Origin of the sequence: Flavobacterium cryoconiti (assembly GCF_048158645.1) — a bacterium.
GTDB lineage: Bacteria > Bacteroidota > Bacteroidia > Flavobacteriales > Flavobacteriaceae > Flavobacterium > Flavobacterium cryoconiti.
Genome location: NZ_JBLNKW010000013.1, coordinates 55415 through 78126 on the forward strand (window position 1 = coordinate 55415; position 22712 = coordinate 78126).

Consider the following 22712-nt stretch of genomic DNA (forward strand, 5'->3'; position numbering starts at 1 on the left):
GGCTATGAGTAAAGAAACCCATAGCCCCGCAAATTCTTTATCAACTCTACAGGATAAAGATAAACTAAAACACCTTTTTAGAACCCAAGAAAAAACCATATTTCTCTATTTGACAAATCATATTGCCACAGCTTCGATGGTATCAAAAGTAACAGGCGTTCCACAGAAAAATATTTGTCGCTTTAAAAAAGACCTCGAAAAAAGAGGCTTACTTTATGAAGTTATAAAAAAGCGTTGCAAATTAACAGGCTTCAAAGCATGGTACTTAACCACCAACCCCGATTTGTTCCCAAAGTCTAACCTTAAAAATAGATTAGGTAATGGATAACATAATTGAAAAAACCAAAGCTGACGTAATGAGCGACTGGAAAGAGGAATTTACAAAGAGAATCCAAGCCGAAAGCAAAAGCCGTAAAGAATCATTTTATTTTAATGATGCGTGCCAAAAACCGAAATACCACACCAAGCGGGATAAAGTGTTTTTGTCGGTTATTTCCTTTTTAAGAAGTGAACCGTTAAGAGATAACGATTATGTGAAATTTGTTTCCTGTTACATTACCACAGGCAAAAAACTCGATACGAAATACTTTAGAAACAACCTCAACAAGCTAAACGAATATTATAAAAAAGTTGATGAGGCAAAAGCAAAAGACGAAACGTTCAACCCGTTTAGTATTAAAGCGTATAAAAGATATGTTTTGTTTATGGTTTTGAAGTTTAGCGGGGAATATACAAGCGATTTAAATGAGGCTTTTGGGGTGCAAACCGTTGGACATAGGGAATACAACCCCTTAACAAATATACCGTCCGTATTGCGTGGGGAATTACCTTTTGTAGTAAAAGAGTATGACATTAAAAGAGCATTCCCGACGTTTATCGATATTGAACTGAACACGAACCACCGAGCGACTATTTACGATATACTCGACAAAAAAACATTTGCTTATTTGCTTAATTCAAACGTTACCAACAAAGGAGCAGACAGGAACGCAATTTTAAAAGAGTTATCAAAGGTTTACGACAACGATGCGGACAAAGTTTGTACCGTCGATAGGTTCGACACCAAAGGAGGTGCATTTATGGACTTTTGTAAATACGAAAAGGGATATATCGAAAGGTTTGCAAGCGAAAATAATTTAGTTGATTACGTGAGATTACACGACGGCGTTTTTGTATTACAAGAAACTGAATGTAAAAACACCAAGTTTGATAAAGTAGAATTTTCGATTAAAGAATGTATTAAGCCAACCATTGAAAATGAAATAGTAAACTTTTACACCATTGATGAAAGCGATAAGATTTATACTTCGCCAACGATGTACGCAAACTTCTTTATTCAAGAAAAATTTTTAAGAATTTCGACACCCGACGACAAAATATTTTTGTTGAGAGATACAAATAACGTGGTTGATTTTTTCAATCACAATACTGATGTAGTTTCGTTTCTCAAAGAAAATGTAAACGAGTGGGGACATTCATTTGATGCAGTAGCCGACACCATTGCAAGGGAAAATTTTAGCACCGTAAAACAGGGTTTTTTATTAATTCCTCCGATTGAATTAAATTACTATTCCGATACAAAAAATACTTTTGGACTGCCTTTTAAAAATGGGTTCTTTGAGTTTAACGGTACTGAAATTGTCTGCAAAGAATATTCCGATGTAAAAGGTTTTTTTGCACCTCACGAAATACAAAGCCGAGAGTTTAAATATACCGATGAGGTTGGAATGTTTGAGCAGTTTTTAATTAGAGCCTCAATAGGACGTAAAGAAGCCAATACACAAGATACCAAAAACATTGTAGAGAGCTTTAAGACTATGTTTGGTTATTTGTGTCACAACTACAAGGATATGACAAAAAACCCCTGTATTGTTCTTACTGATATGGATGCGGACGACGAAACAAGAAACGGACGGCGAGGAAAAACATTAATATCAAAAGCAATACAAGAAATACAGGAATCAATTATTAAGGGAGGCAAAGAATTTGACAGCGGTTATACTTTTGTGTTTGCAGACCTCGACAAAAAGCATAATGTTTATATCATTGACGACGTACCAGCAGGATTTAAATATGATGATTTATACACCAATATTTTGGGCGACATATCTTGCCAAAGAAAAGGATTGAAAGCCGAATTAATCAAATTTAAAGATGCGCCAAAGTTTGCTATTACTTCAAATTGGGTTGTTCCTTATGATGAGAAAAACGCTTCGACAAATGGGCGGTTTATTGAATACAAGTTTACAAACTACTATTCAACAAGCCACACACCGAAAGACGAATTTGGATGTGCATTTTTTCAAGACTGGAACGCCGACGAATGGAATCGATTTTATTCTTTTGTTTTTCGATGTGTCAAACTGTTTTTACAAAAGGGAATCATAAAGACCGAATACAATAAGACGGGCGATAATTATAAGGCGTATTTTAATAACGATGTGATTTATACAGAATTTGAGAGAATCATATCAATTTTGACAATGAATGACGATTTTAATGTATCGGAATTTTTAAGCGTGTATAACGATATTTCAAACCCTTTGAGATTTGAAAAAATGTTTAATAACAAGAATACAAAAAAGTTAATAGATGCGTGGATGGGTAAATTTAATGCCGAAAGACAAGAATTTTGGTTTGAATACACCAATAGACGAAAATGGATTAAAAAATATTTATCTGTGTAGTTACACAGATGAAACACACATAAAAACACAGTTGTAACCCCCGTCAATACTACAATAACACAGATAACACACTTTAAAACAAAGTACGTGTGTGAGTAAAAAAGTGAGTATTAAAATAGTGTTCATTTTCTTGTATAGTATCACTTGCTTATTATCTGTGTTATCCGTGTTGTTATTGATTATCAATTAGTTATCTGTGTTTTTAACTGTGTGGTATCTGTGTATTAACACACATAAAACTAAAAAGGATGAAAATAAGGAGCAAAAGCCTAATGGGTACGTATAAGAAAAACGGAAATATTGTAAAAGATTATCACATAATCACAAGCAACAACAAAGAGTATAAAATGCAAGTCGAAACCATTGACGGCAAAAAGAAAATATCTTATTTTGATATTCATTTTGTTTCTAATGCTGGACGAATGAATTTTATTTAAAATAAATTAACCCGTTTACGGGAAACCGTAAAATAGAATTTTTTAATAGATTACATTTGAGAATTATTAATTTAAAATTTAGAAAAAATGAAAAAAATATTATTAGGATTATTGATGGCAGTGAGTTTTTATTTAAATGCTCAAGAAGCACAATTTAAGTTTGTTAAAGAAGGATTTACTGACTATGTAGTGGGAAATGTTGAAGGTAAAACAACACAAGAATTGTATAAAAAAACAATTGATTGGATTAATGTTACTTATAAAAATCCAAAAGAAGTAATCAAAGCACAAATTGAAAATGATTACATAAGAATTGAAGGTTCAAAATCTAGTATGTTATGTATGAGAACTTTAGGTTTATTAAATTGTAATGATGCTAGATACCAGATAGAAATATCATTTAAAGACGGAAAATATAAATTTGATTTGATAAAACTTGAACAGTATATTGCACCATCAAAATATTCGGTTACTAGTGGTTGGTTTGAAGTAGGATTAGCAAACACAAGTTATTGTTATAAAGATAGTGGGGATTTGAAAAGCCTTTATAAATTATATCCAACAGCAATAGAAACGGAATTTAATTCATTGAATATATCATTAAACGACTTCTTAAAAAGTGATACTATTCCAAGTAAAAAAAGTGATTGGTAAAATCTAATAAACAACAAAGGCGAACCAATTAAGGAACGTCTTTTTTTGTTCAAATAGTCAAACCACAGGCAAGCGGTAAACCTCAACAAATGTAATTATAATAATTAACTATCAAAAAAAATTATTACATTTGTTTTATCTATAATAGACAAGTTTAGACAAATGGCAACAGGAATAAAAACAGGCGGGCGAACCAAAGGAACACCGAACCGCAACACAACAGAAACAAGGGAATTTATCCAAAATATAGTTAATAATGAGTTGACATGGATTGAGGATTTGCTCGCAGAATTGACCCCAAAAGAACGTATCGATGCAGTAATAAAGCTATTACCTTACATAGTGCCAAAAACAAGTGAAGTTTCAATAATCGAACCTGAGACGCCTCGAAAAATTTTAATAAAAGTAAATAGACGAAAGGAATAATTTATACCCTGATGCAGTAAAATGTTATCGGGGTTTTTGTTTAGTAAAATAATTAATCTTTGAAATTGATATTCAACAATTCTTTAGGTTCAATTTCTAAAGCATTTGCGATGTTTATTATTGTTCCTAAAGTTGTGTTAATTTCTCCTCTTTCAATTCTTCCTATTTGTCGCTTAGAGATATTACAGTCATTTGCTAAATCTTGTTGAGACATATTATTCTTTTCACGCAATTTTCTAAGGTGAACGCCAAAATTTATAATAAAAAGTTCTTTTGAAATCTCCATAATCAAAAGTCCCAAAAATTATTTTTCACAAGAGGACGTAAATGTCCTCGATTTCTTTATATTTGATGAAAAATGAACTTTATGAAAAATCCCAAATCAATTTTAATAGTACTATTCGCATTATTCCTTATAGTAGGTTGCTCAACAAGTAACGATTCTAATGAAAAGCCTCCAACACCAAATGCACCAAATGAAACGAGTATAACGGTTACAGATACCGATGGCAATATCTATCAAACTGTAACTATTTGCAATCAAGTTTGGACAAAAACCAACCTCAACGTCTCTCATTATAGAAACGGAGATGTGATACCACAAGTTACCGACCCAACTGAATGGGTAAATTTAACGACAGGGGCTTGGTGTTATTATAACAATGAAACAGCCAACGGTACTACTTATGGCAAGCTCTACAATTGGTATGCAGTAAACGATTCAAGAGGTCTAGCCCCAAATGGTTGGCACGTGTCAACTGATGCAGAATGGACTACCTTAGGGAATTGTTTACAAGGTGCAGTAGCAGGTAAGATGAAAGAAGCTGGCACCGCCCATTGGGCAAGCCCCAATATAGATGCTACTAATAGCAGTAATTTTACAGGTCTTCCAGGAGGTCTTCGCTATTTCTATAATGGTTCTGGTGTATTCAGAGCCATTGGCAACTACGGTTACTGGTGGACATCATCAGAGTACAATGCAACTCTAGCTATGCCTCGCTACCTAGGTCAATATCTCTCAAATAGTTACAGCTCTCACGATTTTGATAAGTATAATGGCTTCTCTGTTCGTTGCCTCAAGGATTAGGTTTTTGGTGCAAAAGAATTACTTAATGATATTGTTACAATGGATAAAGATTATATTTTTACAGGTAGTCAAGCAGTTAACGAATAAGTATAAAAATGAAAAAAATTTTATTAAAGATTAAAAGTGTTTTGTTTTCTTCAGATTTGCAAAAAACAAAGCAAACTATAGAAGATGTGAAAATAGCTTATGAGAATGAAGAAGAAGAAGAAGAAGATGAAGATGAAGAAGATGACTATGATGAAGTTTATTTGGCTAGGCAATCTAATGATTTAGAAAAAATGTTAAAAGCTACTGAAATGGAAACAACCCTTGGTAATAGACATTTTTTACTGCAAGCTATTGTTGGTGAAACATACAGATTAAGAAAAGAAGAAAAGTATAAAAATTTATGCCTAAAGTTTTCTGAAAAACATTTGGAAGAATTTCAACTTTTCACTCAATCATTAAAAGACGAATTTGACGGTAGTATTCCTCGTATTACAACGTTTCAACAATATTCAACATTGCTTACAGAATTAGAAGAATATGAAAAAGCAATAAAAACTTGTGAAATGGCTATTTCCTTTGGATTAGATGACGGAACTAAAGGGGGTTATCAAGGAAGAATTGATAGAATTAAAAAGAAAATGAGTTCAAATGTTAAAGAATTGAAAGTTGATAACATCAAAAAATCAAGTTCCTTTTCTGATACTAATTTGATAATCGAAGATAAAGAACTTTCTGAAGTAGAATATAGTATCGGTCAAATAAGACAGTTTATAAGGGAAGTGGTTCGTGAGGCAAAAGATACAGCAAAAGAGGATACAGGATATTTAAAGCGTTCTATAGATGGTGTCTGGATAGAGCGTACTAAATCAGTAGAGTTTAGTCAAGTATTTTATGGAGCCGAGAATGGTAATTCTAAATTGTTTGAGATAGCGACAAGGAGAATGCCGAAAGATTTGAAATGGAAAGTTATTTTAGAAGGTTAGGAAGGCGAAGATATTTCTTTAAGGGAAAATAATTCTTTATTACTGCACAACATTAGAAACTTCGTGGTTATCTGTTACGTGTATTTAACTAAAACCGATGCAATTTAACTTGTATCGGTTTTTTTGTATTGTAGTTCCATTTTAACTACTTTTGCCCTAAATTCAGATTAAAAAAAATACAAGTATGTACACAAGGTTGTTGTAAAGACTTGTAAACATTGAAACGATACGTTATAAGTTGTAATTTTGCACCGAATTTTAGGAGCGTGAGATTTGCTTTTCCTGTTCGCTCTCGCTCGGGTGAGATTAAGAGGAGAACAGCCAATGGCTGTTAGGTATTTGATTTTACGTATGCATGAGGGATTGTAGCGGCATCCTTTTTTGTAGCGCTGTGCAAAGCAAAAGCGGAACAAAAAAGATATAGCGGAAAGCCCGACCCGAAGTTTTTCACTAAGGGGCATGCCTAAATTATAAAACACACAATTAAATAGATATATTATGAAGTTTTTTATTGACACGGCTAATTTAGCTCAAATTAAGGAAGCACAAGCATTAGGCGTTTTGGATGGTGTTACAACTAATCCATCATTGATGGCAAAAGAAGGAATCACAGGGAAAAATAGCATTTTGAAACATTACGTTGATATTTGTAATCTTGTTGATGGTGATGTAAGTGCCGAAGTAAATGCTTTGGATTACGATGGAATGATTAAAGAAGGGGAAGAATTAGCTGATTTGCACGATCAAATTGTTGTGAAATTGCCTATGACTAAAGAAGGAGTTATGGCTGCTAAATACTTTTCGGATAAAGGTATTAAAACGAATGTAACTTTAGTATTCTCGGCTGGTCAGGCTTTATTGGCTGCAAAAGCTGGAGCTACTTATGTTTCTCCGTTCATTGGTCGTTTAGATGATGTATCTACAGACGGTCTAGCTTTGATTGAAGAAATTAGATTGATTTATGATAACTACGGTTATGAAACTCAAATTCTTGCTGCTTCAGTTCGTCATACAATGCATATTGTAAACTGTGCAAAAATTGGTGCTGATGTTATGACTGGACCATTATCTGCAATTTATGGTTTATTGAAACACCCATTGACTGATATTGGATTGGCACAGTTTGTTGCTGATTTCGAGAAAGGAAATAAATAAAAAAGTTTTCGGTGAGCATCAGTATCAGTCTCAGTGAATTATAAAAAAATCCCATTCGCCGCGGCGAATGGGATTTTTTATTTGGTTTGTTTTTTGGTTGGTATTATCTTGTATTAAAATTAGTGTCCCCCACCAACTTCTATTTCGTGTCCGATTCCTTGTTTTTCAAGTATTCCAATTACTTTCCAACCGTAGAATGCTATAAAAGCAAAACATAGTACTGGGATTGCATAGGATGCGTGAATTCCAATGATATCAGCAAGTTTTCCTTGTAATGGAGGAATAATTCCACCACCTAAAATCATCATTACTAAGAATCCAGATCCTTGAGATGTATATTTTCCTAAACCTGCAATTGCTAGTGAGAAAATACATGGCCACATGATACTTAAAAATAAACCACCACTCATAAAAGCAAAAATAGCGATTGTTCCCGTAGTGAATAAACCAATTAACATGGCAATCATTCCCATTAAGCCAAAAATCATTAAGGTTCTTGAAGGTTGATCTTTACCTAAAAAGAAACCAGCAATTTGGAATACAATTACGAATGCGTAACCATATAATGGTGTTACATCCTGTCCTGAAATAGCATTAGCGGCCAAAACCACACCAAAAGCTACATAAGGTATAACGATTAATAATATTTTTTTAAGTTGTGATGATGGGTTAAAAACAGAAATTGCACCTGCCCAACGACCAATCATTAAACTTCCCCAATACATAGACATATAAGGAGCTAAAGCTGGTCCTGTAATTTTACCAAAAACATCTGTTTCTAATAATGAACCAAGATTACTACCAATAGTTACTTCTACACCTACATAAGTGAATAGTGCTAACATTCCTAAAACTAATTGAGGATATCTCATAGCACCCCAGCCTTCAGCATTTTTTTGTGCAGTTACATTAGAGAATAATAATCCAATAACAACAACTAATAATGTTGCTACAGATAGACCTAAACCTAAATAATCTTTTTCTTTATTATCGATAAAACGAGTTATAAATTCAGGATCTTCATAACGGGAGAAGATATAAGCAAAAATAACTACTAATATTACTGTAATGGCAATAAGTGTTTTCATTGCATTACGAGCTGTTTCGAAAGAAGAATCACTTTTTCCTGACGGTAATTTTTTAGAAAAATGGAATAATGCTGCAGCCAATAAAAAAAGTCCGCCAACAAATACATATAGAATTCTCATGGAATCCAATGAATTTGCTTTTTGAGCGAATTCTTCAATACTTACTCCAGAAAAAACACCAAATAAAGCGAAAGAAACAACGATTGGTCCTATTGTAGTTCCAAAAGAATTGATTCCTCCGGCAAGATTCAATCTGCTTGATGCACTGTGTGGCTCACCTAACGAAGCAGCAAAAGGTTGTGCAGAAGTTTGTTGTAAAGAAAAACCTAACGCAACTATGAATAAAGCACCTAGAATGAATAAATAACTTCCTTGTGTAACAGCTAATATCATTAAAGCAGCTCCAAAAGTACTAATCAATAATCCGTATATAATTCCTTTTTTGAATCCCCAAGCATTTAGAATATCATTTTTGGCTAAACTACTAAAAATGAAAAGGAGTAAAGCTCCAATATAATAAGCACCATAAAAAGCGAAATCGATAAGTTGGCTTTGAAATTGGTCCAAGCCAAATTTGGCTTTACAAAAAGGGATAAAAACACCATTTGATGCTCCAATAAATCCCCAAAAGAAGAATACTGTAATTAAGGTATAAAGAGCCGAATTATTCGACTTCGTCTGTTCTGAATTCATAATTTTTTTTTGGTTTTTTAGTTTAATTATTTCTTTTTTTGCAGTAAGTTGGTAAATATATTTGTTAAGTAAATTAAAAAAAAATTATTTAGAATAAATATTCTTAAAATTATAGAATAATCACGTTTTATTAAAAAATGATGCTTTTTTTTTATATTTTTTGCAATTTCAAATAAAATATTGAAATCACTTTTATTCTAAAATTTTACTTTTTACATCTTTACTGTAATTTCGCCCTATAGGTAAAGTGTAAGAAAGTATTTGGATTCGGTTTCCCTCAATAGATTTTATTTTGTCAATGGCAATGGTGTATGATTTATGAATTCTTACAAATCGATCCAATGGTAATTCCTCTGATAAAGAAGTTAATGATTTGTGTGTAATATAGGTTTTGTCAATAGTCACAACCTTTATGTATTCTTTCATTCCTTCGATAAACAGAATTTCATCTATTGTTATTTTTACCATTTTTTTATCTACTTTGATAAAAATATGGGGTTCGATTCGATGCATCTCAGTTTTAATATTATTCTTTAAATTGATTTCGGTTGAAATCCTATTGATGCATTTAATAAATCGAGGTAATGGGATTGGCTTTACTAAATAGTCTAAAACGTCTAATTCATAGCTTTCGGCAGCAAATTCCCTAAAGGCTGTGGTGATTACAATTTTAGTTTTGTATTCAATTAATCGGATCAATTCAAAACCTGTCATCATAGGCATATTGATGTCGAGGAATACAGCATCTACACTATTGTTATTGATAAACTCCAGTGCTTCCAGTGCATTGCTAAACGTGCCAATAATTTCAAAATCCGCAAAATTGGTAAAATAATTCTGAAGGACTTTTATCGCTAATGGTTCATCATCTACTAAAACACATTTAATCTTCATTATGAATAGGTATTTGCAAACAGATGATATAATAATTGAACTTTACTTTATGTTCGAAAGTGTATTGGTTTTTGAAAATTAATTTCAACCGCTTCTTAGTATTTATTAGACCAATACCTTTTTTTGTTTTTGGATGCTGTGAAAGTACAAAATTATTCAGAATTTCAAAACTCAAGGTAGTTCCATTAATGACTTTACAATTAATCTTTATTTTAAGGTCGTCATTATTTATGCCACCATGTTTAAAGGCATTTTCTACAAGAGATATAAAAAGTAAAGGAGGAACTTTAACGGCGTCAATATTAGAGTCTATATTTATGGCTACTTCTACGTTTTCAAAACGAAGTTTTTCGATTTCAATATAATTTTGAATATAATTAATTTCATTTATCAAAGGAACAAATTTAGTCCCTTCAATATCGTATAAAACATATTCCATTAATTTTGAAAGCTTTATAATTACATCTGGAACTTTATTAGAGGATTCAAGTGATAAAGCGTACAGATTATTTAAAGTATTAAAGAAGAAATGAGGCTGAATTTGATTTTTCAAATATTTCAATTCAATTTTAGATTGATTCTCTTTTATAGCTCTATTACGATCTCTTTCCTTAAGCCAGATTAAAGTTAAATATACCGAAGATGCTATAGCAAGCACATAAATTTCACCAATACATACAGCTACTATATGATTCAATTCAAAAGGTTTGTATTCTCTGTTGGCTTCTGGCCAAATATCTTCGGAAATGATATAATAAGTTAATTCCGTTTTTAATAAATAAACTACCATTAAACTCAATAATAAGCCTAAACTATATTTAAAATATTTTGAAGTTAATACATAGCGAGGTATAAGGAAATATAAATTGAAATATACTAATGGGATGTGAAGTGAAAATTCTAAAATATTAGATTTTAATGAATATCCATAGTCATTAAAATAAGCGCCCCAACGAAGAAAGTTCATTAAAAAAAACAATCCCCAAAACCAAAAATGGTTTTGAAGTCTGATATCGAATTTTATTTCTTTTTTTTTACGCACTTTTTTACTTAATAATTAATGCTTTATGCATTAAAATAGGGGTTCTTAATTTTTTTACAACTTTAATCAATTTGACAATAAAAAACACCTTTTTTTAAATAAAAATATCAAAAAACAGAAAACAGGTAAAAAAAAAACATAAAAAGTGTACTTGAAAAACGTATTGTTGACAAAATTATGTCGTTGGTTTAAAATAAAGTACAGTTGGTATAAATTATTTTTTTTAGAATACCCTTAAAGATAAATTTACCCCATAACTAACAAAAACCTTTCAAAATGAAACAAATTATCTTAATCTTTATGATTATTTTTACTTCGCAAGTTATGCTTGCACAAGTAAAAACTGTCAAAGGTTCAGTGACCGATGCTGTCGGTTCACCATTGCCTGGGGCATCTATTACAGTACAAGGAGAATCAAAAGGAACTATTACCGATTTTGACGGTAATTTCTCTATTGAAGTGCAAAAAGGAAAGACCTTGGTGATTTCTTATCTAGGCTCAGAAACTCAAAAAGTAGTAGTGGGCGATGATAACGTTATTAAAGTACAATTAAAAGAAGCTGCTTCTACAGCACTTACTGAAGTAGTTGTAACCTCTCTTGGTATCAAGAAAACCAGAAAATCATTAACGTATTCCGCTCAAGAATTAAAAGGAGAAGAATTAACTCGTGTTAAAGATGCAAATATCATTAATACAATTGCTGGTAAAATTGCTGGTGTTGCTGTAACAAAAAGTGCCGGTGGTACGGGTGGTTCTACAAAAGTGGTTATTAGAGGAAATTCTTCTGTGAGTAACAACCAACCGCTTTATGTAATTGATGGTATTCCTTTGTTTAATGGAACTTCAGGACAACCTAATAGTGCTTTTGGAGATACTGCAGGAGGAAACCGTGATGGAGGAGACGTTGTGTCTCTTATCAATCCTGATGATTATGAAGGTATGACAGTTCTTAAAGGAGCTGCTGCATCTGTATTGTACGGAAGTCAAGGTGCAAATGGAGTAATTTTGCTTTCTTCTAAAAAAGCAAAAGAAGGAAAATCAAATCTTAAAGCTTCGTCAGTAACTACTTTTGAGTCGGCGGCATATTTGCCAAAATTTCAAAATGAATATGTTGCTGTAGCAGGAGGTGAAGAAACTTGGGGAGCAAAAGGAGCTTCTAATGACCATGTAAAAGATTTCTTTGATACCGGAAACACACAAATTACTTCATTGGCTTTTTCTTCGGCTTCGGCAATATCATCTACTACTTTATCTTATGCTAATACTAGTGGATCTGGAATTATACCGGGAAGTGGTTTAAAGAAAAATAATTTTGGGATTCGTCAAACAGCAAAATTTTTCAATGATAAATTGAATGTTGCCGCTAATGCAAATTATACTACTCAAAAAGTCATCAATAGACCTGTAAACGGACTGTATTTTAATCCCTTGACCGGAGTTTATTTGATGCCAAGAGGAAATGATTTTAATGCCTACAAAGAGAACTTCGAAGTTTTTGATCCTTCAAGAAATATGATGGTTCAAAACTGGATGACTAACAGAGACATTCTTCAAAATCCATATTGGGGAATCAATAGAAATAAGTCAGAAGATACCAATCAATTTTTTAACGGATCGATTGCTTTAGATTATAAAGTAAATAACTGGTTAAGTGTTGCTTCAAGATACAGTTACAATCGTGTTGAAAGTGGTTTTGATAAAAAGATATATGCCACTACACAAGGTACTTTATCTCACACAAACGGAAGATACATAAATGTGAATACTTTAAGCACGCAACGCTACGGTGATTTGATTGCTACAATTAATACTAAATTCAATGAAGATTTTAGTTTTAATGCTAACGTAGGAACAAGTATTACTAATACAATTGGAAATCAAAGAACAACTTTGGATTCTGGTATTGGTGGAGGTTTACAAATTGCAAACTGGTTTACATTGGGTAATTTTGTGAACAATGCTGGAAATTTACAAACGTTAGATTCTTCGAAAGAGGTACAATCTGTTTTTGCAGCTACTACTTTTGGATATAAAGACATGTTGTTTTTAGATCTTGCAGCAAGAAACGACTGGTCTTCTACATTAGTAAATACAAATAATAAAGGGTTCTTTTATCCATCTGTGGGTGTAACTGCTATTATTAGCGAAATGACAACTTTACCAGATTTTATTAATTTCGGAAAAGTTCGTGCCACTTATGCACAAGTAGGGAATGATATTTTTCCTTTTGTTACCTCTCCAACTAATGGTTTTACTTCAGAAGGTAATAAGCCTGCTATTGCAGCTCCAAAACCTGGAACTTCATTGCGTCCAGAATTAAAATCAGAAGTTGAAATTGGTACAGAATGGAGAATGTTTAATAACAGACTTGGATTCGAATTGTCTTATTATAACTCAGAAACTAAACATCAATATTTACAAATTCTTGCTCCACTAACGAATCCGCTTGGTGTAAAATACTACGGTATTAATGCAGGTAGTATTAAAAACGTAGGTTTTGAAGCTGTAGTTACCGGAAAAATTGTTAAAACCGATAAGTTCTCTTGGGATGCAACGGTAAATTATTCTCAAAATAAAAATACAGTTAAGGAAATTCCAGCTGAATTAGGAGGAAAAGTAATTTTGACTGAAGCTGGAGTGAATAACTACCGTTACGTTTTAGAACAAGGAAAACCCTATGGTGTTATTGAAGGTGTAAATATCAAAAGAGATGCTCAAGGCAGAGTGCTATTAAATGCTGACGGTACCATTCAAAAAACAGGTTTTGAAGAAGTAGGAAATTCTAATCCAGACTTTATGTTAGGTTTTTCTAACTCATTTAAATTTGGTTCTTTCTTTGCAAATGTACTTATTGACGGAAGATTTGGTGGGAACGTAATGAGTTTAACTGAAGCTATAAATGACGAATTTGGAGTTTCAAAAGCTACAGGAGATGCCAGAAATGCTGGTGGAGTTGTTATTAATGCAGTTTATCCTGATGGTTCTGCTTATGCAGGAAAATATCCAGCAGAAAGTTATTACAAACAAACAGGCGGTAGAGCAGGAGCAACAGGAGAATATGTTTATAGTGCTACCAATGTAAGTTTAAGAGAAGTTTCAATAGGGTACACTTTTAATACTAAAAGATTACCTTTCTTACAAACAGCCAGTTTGTCATTAATTGCCAGAAATTTAGGTTTTATTTACAAAGATGCTCCATTTGATCCTAATATTTCATTAAGCACAGGGGAAGGTTTGCAAGGTATTGATGTTTACGGAATGCCATCTACAAGAAGTATCGGTCTTAATTTAAACGTAACTTTCTAATCAAAAAATCATGAAATTAAATACTATAAAAAGAACAGCTATTTGTATTTCCTTGCTTGCTGCAGTGAGTTGTACAGATAATTTTGAAGAAATAAATACTAATCCAAACGGTATTACCCAAGAATTATTAGAACAAGATTTTAATCATATTAAAGGTTCATTTGGACCAATGTTCAATAATATAATAGTTCTTACACCAGAATGGAAATACCAAGTCCAACAAGGATTACAAGGAGATATTTGGTCTGGTTATATGGCTACAGGAACTGCATTTAGAGGAGGAACAAACAACACTACTTATGATCTTGTAGACGGTTGGAATGGCTTTGCTTGGGGATCCGCTTATGGAGATGTAATGTTTAATGCTTACAATGTAGAACAAAAAGCAAAAGGAAAATACGATCAATTTTATGCGCTGTCTTTGATTTTGAAAGTTGAAGGAATGCATAGGATAACAGATACTTATGGTCCTATTGTATATTCAAAATTTGGAACTACTGATCCAGTAATTGCTTATGATTCTCAAGACGAAGTTTACAATCAAATGTTCAAAGAATTAGATATTGCAGTTGCTGAATTAACAAAAAGAGTAGATGCAAATGAAGCTTCTACATTTGTAACTACTGATCTTTCATCTTACAAAGGGGATTATAAACAATGGGTTAAATTTGCCAATTCATTACGTCTAAGATTAGCCATACGTATCGTTAAAAAGAATCCAACTTTGGCGAAAGCGGAAGCAGAAAAAGCCATTACCCAAAAATACGGAGTGATGACTGTAAATACTGATACTTTCAAAGTGGTATCTCCTACATACAACAATCCAATAGCTACAATTAGCACAGCTTGGGGAGATATTCGTATGTCGGCAGATATGGAATCAATAATGGGTGGTTATGCTGATCCAAGGTTGCCAATTTTCTTTAATACATCAGTTCAATTTCCTGGTCAGTTCAAAGGAGTTCGTACTGGAATAGAAATTGCTGCTAAAGCTGATCATGTTGATTTTTCAGCGATTGGTCCAATTGTCAATTCTAAAGAGATTGTTTTGATGAATACAGCCGAAGTATATCTATTAAGAGCTGAAGGAGCTTTAAGAGGTTGGAATATGGGTGGAACTGCTCAAAGTTTGTATGAAATGGGTATAACTGCTTCTTTTGATCAACATGGAGTTTCAGGCGCTACGGCTTATATTGCTGATAATGTGAAAACTGCAAAAGCGTATGTAGATCCTAATTTTCCGGCAAATAATGGTGCAGCATTAAATAATGTGACTGTTGCTTGGGATGTTGCTGCCACAAATGAAGTGAAGTTGCAAAAAATCATTACTCAAAAATGGATTGCTGGTTTTCCGGAAGGGCAAGAAGCTTGGTCTGAATACAGAAGAACAGGATATCCAAAATTATTACCGGTTCTTAAAAACACAAGTGGAGGAAAAATTGATTCTAATTTAGGGGTAAGAAGGGTAAACTTTGTACAGTCTGAAAAAGATGGAAATGCTGGTGGGGTAGCCACTGGATTAACAAAACTTGGTGGAGCTGATACTGGAGGAACTAGACTTTGGTGGGATACTACCGGACCTAACTTCTAAAAGATAAGTATAGATTGAAAATAGAAATGGTGTAAGTAATTCCTATTATTTACGCCATTTTTTATATCAGATTTTTTTTTAAAGAATGAGTCTCTATAAAAGAATTTAAAATTGGCGTTATAAAAATAAGGTATATTTTTTTAAAACGCATTATTGAATAAATCATGTCGTTTGTTTAAATTTTTTGACTGTTGGTATATTTTATTTTTTTAGGAAAAACGTTTTAGTTAGCTTTATACCATGATTAAGCAAATAGAACCAAAATCAATAGATTCTGTCAAAAAAATATCTTTTTTTAGTTTATAAAAACATATTAGGAATAATTTGAATAAGTTTTTGTAAGAAGAATAAATCAACAGTTTATATTTGTAATTTAATTAATATCAACGAAGTAAGTAAATCGAATAAATAAAATAAAAATGAAAAGTGCTTTAGAAATTAAACCAGACATTAGCTATAAAAGTGCCGGTAAATTTGAAGAAACTAGATTTGAAAAAATTCACAACGAAATTTTCAAAAACTCAAAAGAAGCTTCTATAATTGTAGCTCAAGAAATTGCTGAATTAATTAGATCCAAACAAGAGAAAAATAAATCTTGTGTTCTTGGTTTAGCTACGGGGTCTTCACCTATAAAAGTGTATGAAGAACTAGTTAGAATGCATAAAGAAGAAGGACTTAGTTTTAGTAATGTAATCACATTTAATCTGGATGAATATTATCCAATGACTAAAGAGAATAATCAGAGCTATCATTATTTTATGCATCAGCATCTTTTTAATCATATTGATATTAAGCCTGAAAATATACATATTCCAGACGGAACTGTAGCTATTGAAGAGCTGAATCAATATTGCATTGATTATGAAATGAATATTAAAAATGCTGGCGGACTTGATTTTCAATTATTAGGTATTGGTCGTACGGGTCACGTTGGGTTCAATGAACCTGGATCCCATATCAACTCAGGTACTCGAATAATTACTTTGGATCACATTACAAGAGTCGATGCTTCATCAGATTTTAATGGGATTGATAATGTTCCTAAAAGAGCTGTTACCATGGGAGTTTCTACGATTCTTAGGTCTAAAAGAATTGTATTAATGGCTTGGGGGCAAAATAAAGCCGATATAATAAAGAGAACGATTCAAGGGGATATTAGCTCTGAAGTTCCTGCTACATTTTTACAAAATCATACTAATGCCACTTTCGTTTTAGACCAATCGGCAGCTTCAGAATTAACCCGTTTCAAAACACCTTGGTTAGTTGGTGAATGTATTTGGACTCAAGAGTTAAAAAGCAAAGCGATTGTTTGGCTGTGTCAAAGTACTAATCAATCGATTTTGAAATTGACCGACAGAGATTACAATAATAACGGAATGTCTGATCTTTTAGCATTAGAAGGATCTGCTTACGACTTGAATATAAATATGTTCAATGTATTGCAACACACCATAACCGGATGGCCAGGTGGGAAACCTAATACTGACGATTCTCATAGACCGGAAAGGGCTAATCCTGCTAAGAAAAGAGTAATTCTTTTTAGTCCGCATCCTGATGACGATGTGATTTCTATGGGAGGAACTTTTTCAAAATTAATAAAACAAGGGCATGATGTTCATGTGGTTTATCAAACCTCTGGAAACATTGCTGTAACAGATGATGAAGCACTCAAATTTGCCGAAGTTTGTAACGATTTTGTTGGAGATGATAAAACTAAAATTAATTTTCAAGCAGTTATAGATTTTTTAAATAATAAATCTGAAAATGAAGTTGACTCGGTTGAGGTTAGAAAATTGAAAGGATTGATTAGACGCAGAGAGTCTTATGCTGCTACAAGATATATTGGATTAAAAGATGAAAACACTCATTTTTTAGATTTACCATTTTATGAAACAGGGCAAGTAAAGAAAAACCCTCTAGGTCCAGAAGATATTGCTATTGTTCAAGATATAATTGCTAAAATTAAACCACATCAAGTTTTTGCCGCTGGTGATCTTGCTGATCCACATGGTACCCATGAAGTTTGTCTGAACGCTATTTTTGCCGCTATGGCCGCATTAAAACCGCAGCCATACATGAATGACTGTTGGTTATGGCTATACCGCGGTGCTTGGCATGAATGGGATATTCACGAAATTGATATGGCTGTGCCATTAAGTCCGGATGAGGTTTTACTCAAAAGACATGCTATTTTATACCACCAATCTCAAAAAGACAGAGTGATGTTTCAAGGGAACGACTCTAGAGAATTTTGGGTAAGAGCCGAAGACCGTAATAAGAGTACGGCAAAACTATACGATGATTTGGGTCTTGCCGAATACGAAGCTATTGAAGCTTTTAAGCGTTTTGACTATTAAAAAATACTTTTAAAAAACGGATAAAAAATATGAAATTCATTCTAATCCTATTATTCAGTGGTTTTGTTTCTAATGCTCAAATACAAAAGGAACAATTAGATCTTATGCCGTGGCCACAAAATATAAATTTGACTGCCGGTACTTTTGCTTTAAGCAAAGGATTTAAAGTAAATATTACCGGTAATCCAAATCCTCGAATATTTGTAGGAGCAACTAACTTTTTGCGAAGATTAGACGGTAGAACAGGTTTGTTTTTTGAGCAAGGTTTTTCAACAAAAATTAACGAAAATCCAGAAGCTGAATTGCAAATTAATTGTGTTCGCAACGGAAAAATAGGATTGTATGAAGATGAAAGTTATCAGCTTAGTATTGAGTCCAATAAAATAAAAATTAATGCTACAACTGATTTAGGAGCTCTACATGGTTTGGAAACATTATTGCAATTATTGCAAAATAATAGTAAATCATATAATTTTCCAACAGTTGAAATTACAGATTTACCACGGTTTACATGGAGAGGATTGATGATAGATGCAGCAAGGCATTTTCAGCCTGTAGCTGTGATTAAAAGAAATCTGGATGCTATGGCTTCAATGAAAATGAACGTTTTTCATTGGCATTTAGTAGATGATCAAGGATGGCGAATAGAAATGAAAAACCATCCAAAGTTTACACAAATGGCTTCAGACGGAGAGTTCTACACTCAAGAAGAAATCAAGAATATTGTAAAATATGCCGGAGATAGAGGAATTATGGTAGTTCCTGAAATTGATGTTCCAGGGCATGCATCTGCAATATTGACCGCTTATCCAGAATTAGGAAGCAAAGTGGTGGATTTAAAATCTAATTCAGTTGAAAGTAAAAAACAAAGTGCTGCAATTGGAAATTATGCAATCGAAAGAAGATCAGGAATTTTTGACGCAACATTAGATCCAATAAATCCCAAAACATATCAATTGTTGAGTGAAATTTTTGATGAAGTTTGCCCTTTATTTCCTGGTGATTATTTTCATATTGGTGGAGATGAAAACAATGGAAAAGAATGGGATGCAAATCCTAAAATACAAGAATTCAAGAAGAAAAATAAATTAGCAAACAATCATGATTTGCAAACGTATTTCACCATGCAGTTGGTTCCAATGTTAAAAAAGCATAACAAAAAATTAATGGGATGGGAAGAAATAATGACTGAAAATATGTCTAAAGATGCCATTATCCATGCCTGGAGAGGAACGAATGAAGGGCTTTCTGCGGGTGGATCATTAATCAAAGCAGCAAAAAATGGTTATAAAACAGTTTTGTCAAATGGCTATTATATTGATTTGATGTTAGGTGTAGAAAGTCATTATCTAAATGATCCAATCCCCAAAAACAGTATTCTTACTCCTGAAGAAAAAGCAAGGATTCTGGGTGGAGAAGCGGCTATGTGGAGCGAACTCGCAACGCCATTAAACATAGATTCAAGAATTTGGCCAAGAACAGCTGCTATTGCGGAACGATTGTGGTCTAATGAAAATGTTACCGATATGAATAGCCTTCATAAAAGACTAAAAACGGTTTCTTTTAGATTAGAAGAACTTGGAATTACACATTTAAGAAACAAGGAAGTAATTTTAAGAAACATTAGTAACAATCAAAAAACTGCGGCATTGAATGATTTTTCGAATGTTTGTGAACCGTTGAAAAATTATACTCGTAATAGTCATGGAATAAAATATCGCATGTATTCTCCTTTCACATTATTTGCTGATGCATGTACAGCAGATGCATTAGATGTTTTTGATTTTGATACAGCAGTGAACAAATATTTAGAGAATAAAAGCTTAGAAAATCAAACTGTAGTGACTAATTATTTTAAAAAATGGATTGCCATGAATGCTGACTTAATTACTTTAAGCGCTAATGCTCCACTAATTCAACCGCTTTTACCTTTATCTAAAAGTTTAAGTGATATTTCAGAACAGCTTTTATTAGTTATCGATAAAAAGCAAACTGTAAACCCAGCTACAGTGAATGATTTATTGGTACAATGTAATTCTAAAAAGAATGCTGATGTAGAATTAGCAGTTTACAATAGTTTAAAAAAGTTATTTTAAGTTTTAAATCGATATAAAATATTAGTTTCTTTTCTATTTGGTTAATGGTTTGTTTTAAAGAAAATTAATATTGCAATCCTGACAGGTATGATTCTGTCAGGATTTTTTTTGATTAGCACTTTAATGTTAAGCAAATTACAATTCATAAAAATGTATTTTCCGAATAAAAAAAATCAGTATTTTTTTCGTATTTTTGCAAAAATTTTATAAAAAATAATATTCATGTTAACAGTAAATAATTTATCAGTTCAGTTTGGCAAACGAATTTTGTTTGACGAAGTAAATACTACCTTCACACACGGTAATATATACGGAGTTATTGGAGCCAACGGTGCTGGAAAATCTACTTTTCTTAAAATAATTGCTGGAGAAATGGATCCTACATCAGGACATATTCATTTAGAACCAGGAAAACGTATGTCGGTTTTAAACCAAAACCATAATATGTTTGATGAGAGTACCGTTCTTGAGACCGTAATGATGGGTAATAAAACGTTGTATGCCATCAAAAAAGAAATGGATGCTTTGTATTTAGATTACAATGATTCAAATGCAGATAGAATAGGGGAATTGCAAGTGCAATTTGAAGAGATGAATGGTTGGAATGCTGATTCTGATGCAGCATCAATGTTATCCAATCTTGGTATTACTGAAGAGCATCATTATACTTTAATGGGAGATTTGGAAGGGAAAATAAAAGTTCGTGTCCTTTTGGCACAAGCACTTTTTGGAAATCCTGATTTGCTTATTATGGATGAGCCTACCAATGATTTAGATTTTGAAACCATCGCTTGGTTAGAAAATTTCTTGGCCAACTATGAGAATACTGTAATTGTAGTTTCTCACGATAGACACTTTTTAGATTCAGTTTGTACCCACATATCGGATATTGATTTCAGTAAAATAAATCATTACTCAGGAAATTATACTTTTTGGTATGAATCAAGCCAATTAGCAGCAAAACAACGCGCACAACAGAATAAGAAAGCGGAAGAAAAGAAACAGGAATTAGAAGAATTTATTCGTCGTTTTAGTGCGAATGTAGCCAAATCAAAACAAGCTACTTCTCGTAAAAAAATGATTAGTAAGTTGAATATTTCTGAGATAAAACCTTCAAGTCGTCGTTATCCTGCAATTATTTTTGACCAAGAGCGTGAAGCTGGAGATCAAATCTTGAACGTACAAAATTTAAGTGCTTCAATAGATGGGGATGTCTTATTTAAAGGAGTAGATTTGAATATGGCCAAAGGCGATAAAATAGTTCTTTTCTCAAAAGATTCCCGTGCAACAACTGCTTTCTACGAAATTTTAAACGGAAATAAAAAAGCAGATTCAGGAACTTACGATTGGGGAGTTACTACAAACCAAGCGTATTTACCAGTTGAAAATCATTCTTTTTTTGAGAGTGATTATTCGCTTGTAGATTGGTTGCGTCAATGGGTAAAAACTGAAGAAGAACGTGATGAGGTTAACATTCGTAGTTTCCTTGGGAAAATGATTTTCTCAGGTGAGGAAGCTTTGAAAACTTGTAGAGTATTATCAGGAGGAGAAAAAGTACGTTGTATGTTGTCTCGAATGATGATGGAAAGAGCTAATGTTTTAATGCTTGATGAACCGACGAATCACTTGGATTTAGAGTCCATTACAGCCTTCAATAATTCATTGAAAAACTTCAAAGGATCTGTAATTTTTACTACTCATGATCATGAATTTTCTCAAACGGTTGCCAATAGAGTTATTGAATTGACTCCAAATGGTGCGATTGACCGTTACATGACTTTTGATGACTATCTTGATGATGAAAAAGTTCAGGAATTAAGAACGAAAATGTATACCGTATAAAAGTAATAACATTCAATATTTTAAAAATCTCCCACCATTGTGGGAGATTTTTTGTCTAATTGATATTCTTATAATTTAAATGCAAATTATTATAATCTACTTTTTACCAAAGATTTTACTGATAATAAATACTACGATTGCAATGACAGCAATCACTATAAAGATGCCTACGCCCATTCCGGCTTTAAATATTCCCTCTACTACAGAACAGCTTGTAAATGAAAGTAATATTATAAAAAGTACCAATACTCTTGTTATTTCTTTTTGCATGATTTTATATTTTTAGGTTATTATAAAAGTATAGAAATAGAATAGCTATTAGTTATATAATTTCTGTAGTTTCTTGCAAAATTTTTATGATTATAGAAAAAAAATAACAAAATGTT

18 protein-coding genes are annotated in these 22712 nt (G+C 32.6%); 13 read left to right on the top strand and 5 right to left on the bottom strand.

The genetic code is table 11. The annotated features are described in order from the left end of the window. Positions 1-4: 4 nt before the first annotated feature. The 5 genes from ACM55H_RS16615 (at position 5) to ACM55H_RS16635 (ending at position 4204) form a co-directional block, all read left to right on the top strand. Complete coding sequence (locus ACM55H_RS16615) at positions 5-328, top strand: hypothetical protein (RefSeq protein ID WP_416837576.1); 324 nt, start codon at positions 5-7, stop codon at positions 326-328. Then, positions 321-2687 (top strand): hypothetical protein, encoded by a 2367-nt coding sequence (locus ACM55H_RS16620; RefSeq protein ID WP_416837577.1) that lies wholly within the window; start codon positions 321-323, stop codon positions 2685-2687. The genes ACM55H_RS16615 and ACM55H_RS16620 overlap by 8 nt, the downstream gene beginning before the upstream one ends. A 248-nt stretch (positions 2688-2935) precedes the next feature. After that, on the top strand, positions 2936-3124 hold the full coding sequence (locus ACM55H_RS16625) for a hypothetical protein (protein WP_416837578.1): 189 nt from the start codon (positions 2936-2938) through the stop codon (positions 3122-3124). Positions 3125-3211: 87 nt separating this feature from the next. Next, positions 3212-3778 carry a DUF4468 domain-containing protein gene (locus ACM55H_RS16630; RefSeq protein WP_416837579.1) on the top strand — a complete coding sequence of 189 codons (567 nt, stop codon included), beginning with the start codon at positions 3212-3214 and terminating at the stop codon, positions 3776-3778. Positions 3779-3940: 162 nt separating this feature from the next. Then, on the top strand, positions 3941-4204 hold the full coding sequence (locus ACM55H_RS16635) for a hypothetical protein (protein WP_416837580.1): 264 nt from the start codon (positions 3941-3943) through the stop codon (positions 4202-4204). A 52-nt stretch (positions 4205-4256) separates the two neighbouring features. Here ACM55H_RS16635 and ACM55H_RS16640 read toward each other — a convergent pair whose 3' ends face one another. Further along, positions 4257-4490 (bottom strand): helix-turn-helix domain-containing protein, encoded by a 234-nt coding sequence (locus tag ACM55H_RS16640; protein WP_416837581.1) that lies wholly within the window; start codon positions 4488-4490, stop codon positions 4257-4259. 81 nt (positions 4491-4571) lie between these two features. Between ACM55H_RS16640 and ACM55H_RS16645 the strand changes: the two genes are divergently transcribed. From ACM55H_RS16645 to fsa, 3 genes are all read left to right on the top strand, one after another. After that, positions 4572-5291: a fibrobacter succinogenes major paralogous domain-containing protein gene (locus ACM55H_RS16645; protein ID WP_416837582.1), complete on the top strand. Its 720-nt coding sequence runs from the start codon at positions 4572-4574 to the stop codon at positions 5289-5291. A 95-nt stretch (positions 5292-5386) separates the two neighbouring features. Continuing rightward, complete coding sequence (locus ACM55H_RS16650; RefSeq protein WP_416837583.1) at positions 5387-6262, top strand: hypothetical protein; 876 nt, start codon at positions 5387-5389, stop codon at positions 6260-6262. Between the two features lie 498 nt (positions 6263-6760). Beyond that, positions 6761-7417 carry a fructose-6-phosphate aldolase gene (gene fsa, locus ACM55H_RS16655; protein WP_035672771.1) on the top strand — a complete coding sequence of 219 codons (657 nt, stop codon included), beginning with the start codon at positions 6761-6763 and terminating at the stop codon, positions 7415-7417. Positions 7418-7536: 119 nt separating this feature from the next. Here the strand turns inward: fsa and ACM55H_RS16660 are convergent, their stop codons facing one another. The 3 genes from ACM55H_RS16660 to ACM55H_RS16670 form a co-directional block, all read right to left on the bottom strand. Further along, positions 7537-9198 (bottom strand): MFS transporter, encoded by a 1662-nt coding sequence (locus tag ACM55H_RS16660; protein ID WP_416837584.1) that lies wholly within the window; start codon positions 9196-9198, stop codon positions 7537-7539. A 192-nt stretch (positions 9199-9390) separates the two neighbouring features. Continuing rightward, a complete protein-coding gene (locus tag ACM55H_RS16665; protein WP_039109884.1) occupies positions 9391-10092 on the bottom strand; it encodes a LytR/AlgR family response regulator transcription factor in 702 nt (233 codons plus the stop codon). Then, positions 10082-11134 carry a sensor histidine kinase gene (locus tag ACM55H_RS16670; RefSeq protein WP_416837585.1) on the bottom strand — a complete coding sequence of 351 codons (1053 nt, stop codon included), beginning with the start codon at positions 11132-11134 and terminating at the stop codon, positions 10082-10084. Before ACM55H_RS16670 ends, ACM55H_RS16665 begins: the two co-directional genes overlap by 11 nt. A gap of 276 nt (positions 11135-11410) precedes the next feature. Here ACM55H_RS16670 and ACM55H_RS16675 point away from each other — a divergent pair, with 276 nt between their 5' ends. The 5 genes from ACM55H_RS16675 (at position 11411) to ACM55H_RS16695 (ending at position 22326) form a co-directional block, all read left to right on the top strand. Beyond that, positions 11411-14440 carry a SusC/RagA family TonB-linked outer membrane protein gene (locus ACM55H_RS16675; protein ID WP_416837586.1) on the top strand — a complete coding sequence of 1010 codons (3030 nt, stop codon included), beginning with the start codon at positions 11411-11413 and terminating at the stop codon, positions 14438-14440. 10 nt (positions 14441-14450) lie between these two features. Continuing rightward, positions 14451-16031: a RagB/SusD family nutrient uptake outer membrane protein gene (locus ACM55H_RS16680; protein WP_416837587.1), complete on the top strand. Its 1581-nt coding sequence runs from the start codon at positions 14451-14453 to the stop codon at positions 16029-16031. A 419-nt stretch (positions 16032-16450) separates the two neighbouring features. Continuing rightward, positions 16451-18388 carry a glucosamine-6-phosphate deaminase gene (gene nagB, locus ACM55H_RS16685; protein WP_416837588.1) on the top strand — a complete coding sequence of 646 codons (1938 nt, stop codon included), beginning with the start codon at positions 16451-16453 and terminating at the stop codon, positions 18386-18388. Between the two features lie 29 nt (positions 18389-18417). Then, the gene (locus tag ACM55H_RS16690; RefSeq protein ID WP_416837589.1) at positions 18418-20484 is read left to right on the top strand and encodes a beta-N-acetylhexosaminidase; all 2067 of its coding nucleotides are present in this window, start codon (positions 18418-18420) and stop codon (positions 20482-20484) included. Positions 20485-20706: 222 nt separating this feature from the next. Then, on the top strand, positions 20707-22326 hold the full coding sequence (locus ACM55H_RS16695) for an ABC-F family ATP-binding cassette domain-containing protein (protein WP_416837590.1): 1620 nt from the start codon (positions 20707-20709) through the stop codon (positions 22324-22326). A gap of 96 nt (positions 22327-22422) precedes the next feature. On the opposite strand, the gene ACM55H_RS16700 is transcribed toward ACM55H_RS16695, so the two are convergent. After that, positions 22423-22596 (bottom strand): hypothetical protein, encoded by a 174-nt coding sequence (locus tag ACM55H_RS16700; protein ID WP_416837591.1) that lies wholly within the window; start codon positions 22594-22596, stop codon positions 22423-22425. Positions 22597-22712: the final 116 nt, after the last annotated feature.

Excerpts from the sequence above, each read along its gene's own strand:
- ACM55H_RS16690 (WP_416837589.1), top strand. The coding sequence starts at position 18,418 with ATGAAATTCATTCTAATCCTATTATTCAGTGGTTTTGTTTCTAATGCT.
- nagB (WP_416837588.1), top strand. The coding sequence starts at position 16,451 with ATGAAAAGTGCTTTAGAAATTAAACCAGACATTAGCTATAAAAGTGCC.
- ACM55H_RS16640 (WP_416837581.1), bottom strand. The coding sequence starts at position 4,490 with ATGGAGATTTCAAAAGAACTTTTTATTATAAATTTTGGCGTTCACCTT.
- ACM55H_RS16630 (WP_416837579.1), top strand. The coding sequence starts at position 3,212 with ATGAAAAAAATATTATTAGGATTATTGATGGCAGTGAGTTTTTATTTA.
- ACM55H_RS16665 (WP_039109884.1), bottom strand. The coding sequence starts at position 10,092 with ATGAAGATTAAATGTGTTTTAGTAGATGATGAACCATTAGCGATAAAA.
- ACM55H_RS16635 (WP_416837580.1), top strand. The coding sequence starts at position 3,941 with ATGGCAACAGGAATAAAAACAGGCGGGCGAACCAAAGGAACACCGAAC.
- ACM55H_RS16675 (WP_416837586.1), top strand. The coding sequence starts at position 11,411 with ATGAAACAAATTATCTTAATCTTTATGATTATTTTTACTTCGCAAGTT.
- ACM55H_RS16625 (WP_416837578.1), top strand. The coding sequence starts at position 2,936 with ATGAAAATAAGGAGCAAAAGCCTAATGGGTACGTATAAGAAAAACGGA.
- ACM55H_RS16650 (WP_416837583.1), top strand. The coding sequence starts at position 5,387 with ATGAAAAAAATTTTATTAAAGATTAAAAGTGTTTTGTTTTCTTCAGAT.
- ACM55H_RS16660 (WP_416837584.1), bottom strand. The coding sequence starts at position 9,198 with ATGAATTCAGAACAGACGAAGTCGAATAATTCGGCTCTTTATACCTTA.
- ACM55H_RS16700 (WP_416837591.1), bottom strand. The coding sequence starts at position 22,596 with ATGCAAAAAGAAATAACAAGAGTATTGGTACTTTTTATAATATTACTT.
- ACM55H_RS16680 (WP_416837587.1), top strand. The coding sequence starts at position 14,451 with ATGAAATTAAATACTATAAAAAGAACAGCTATTTGTATTTCCTTGCTT.
- ACM55H_RS16645 (WP_416837582.1), top strand. The coding sequence starts at position 4,572 with ATGAAAAATCCCAAATCAATTTTAATAGTACTATTCGCATTATTCCTT.
- ACM55H_RS16615 (WP_416837576.1), top strand. The coding sequence starts at position 5 with ATGAGTAAAGAAACCCATAGCCCCGCAAATTCTTTATCAACTCTACAG.
- ACM55H_RS16620 (WP_416837577.1), top strand. The coding sequence starts at position 321 with ATGGATAACATAATTGAAAAAACCAAAGCTGACGTAATGAGCGACTGG.
- fsa (WP_035672771.1), top strand. The coding sequence starts at position 6,761 with ATGAAGTTTTTTATTGACACGGCTAATTTAGCTCAAATTAAGGAAGCA.
- ACM55H_RS16695 (WP_416837590.1), top strand. The coding sequence starts at position 20,707 with ATGTTAACAGTAAATAATTTATCAGTTCAGTTTGGCAAACGAATTTTG.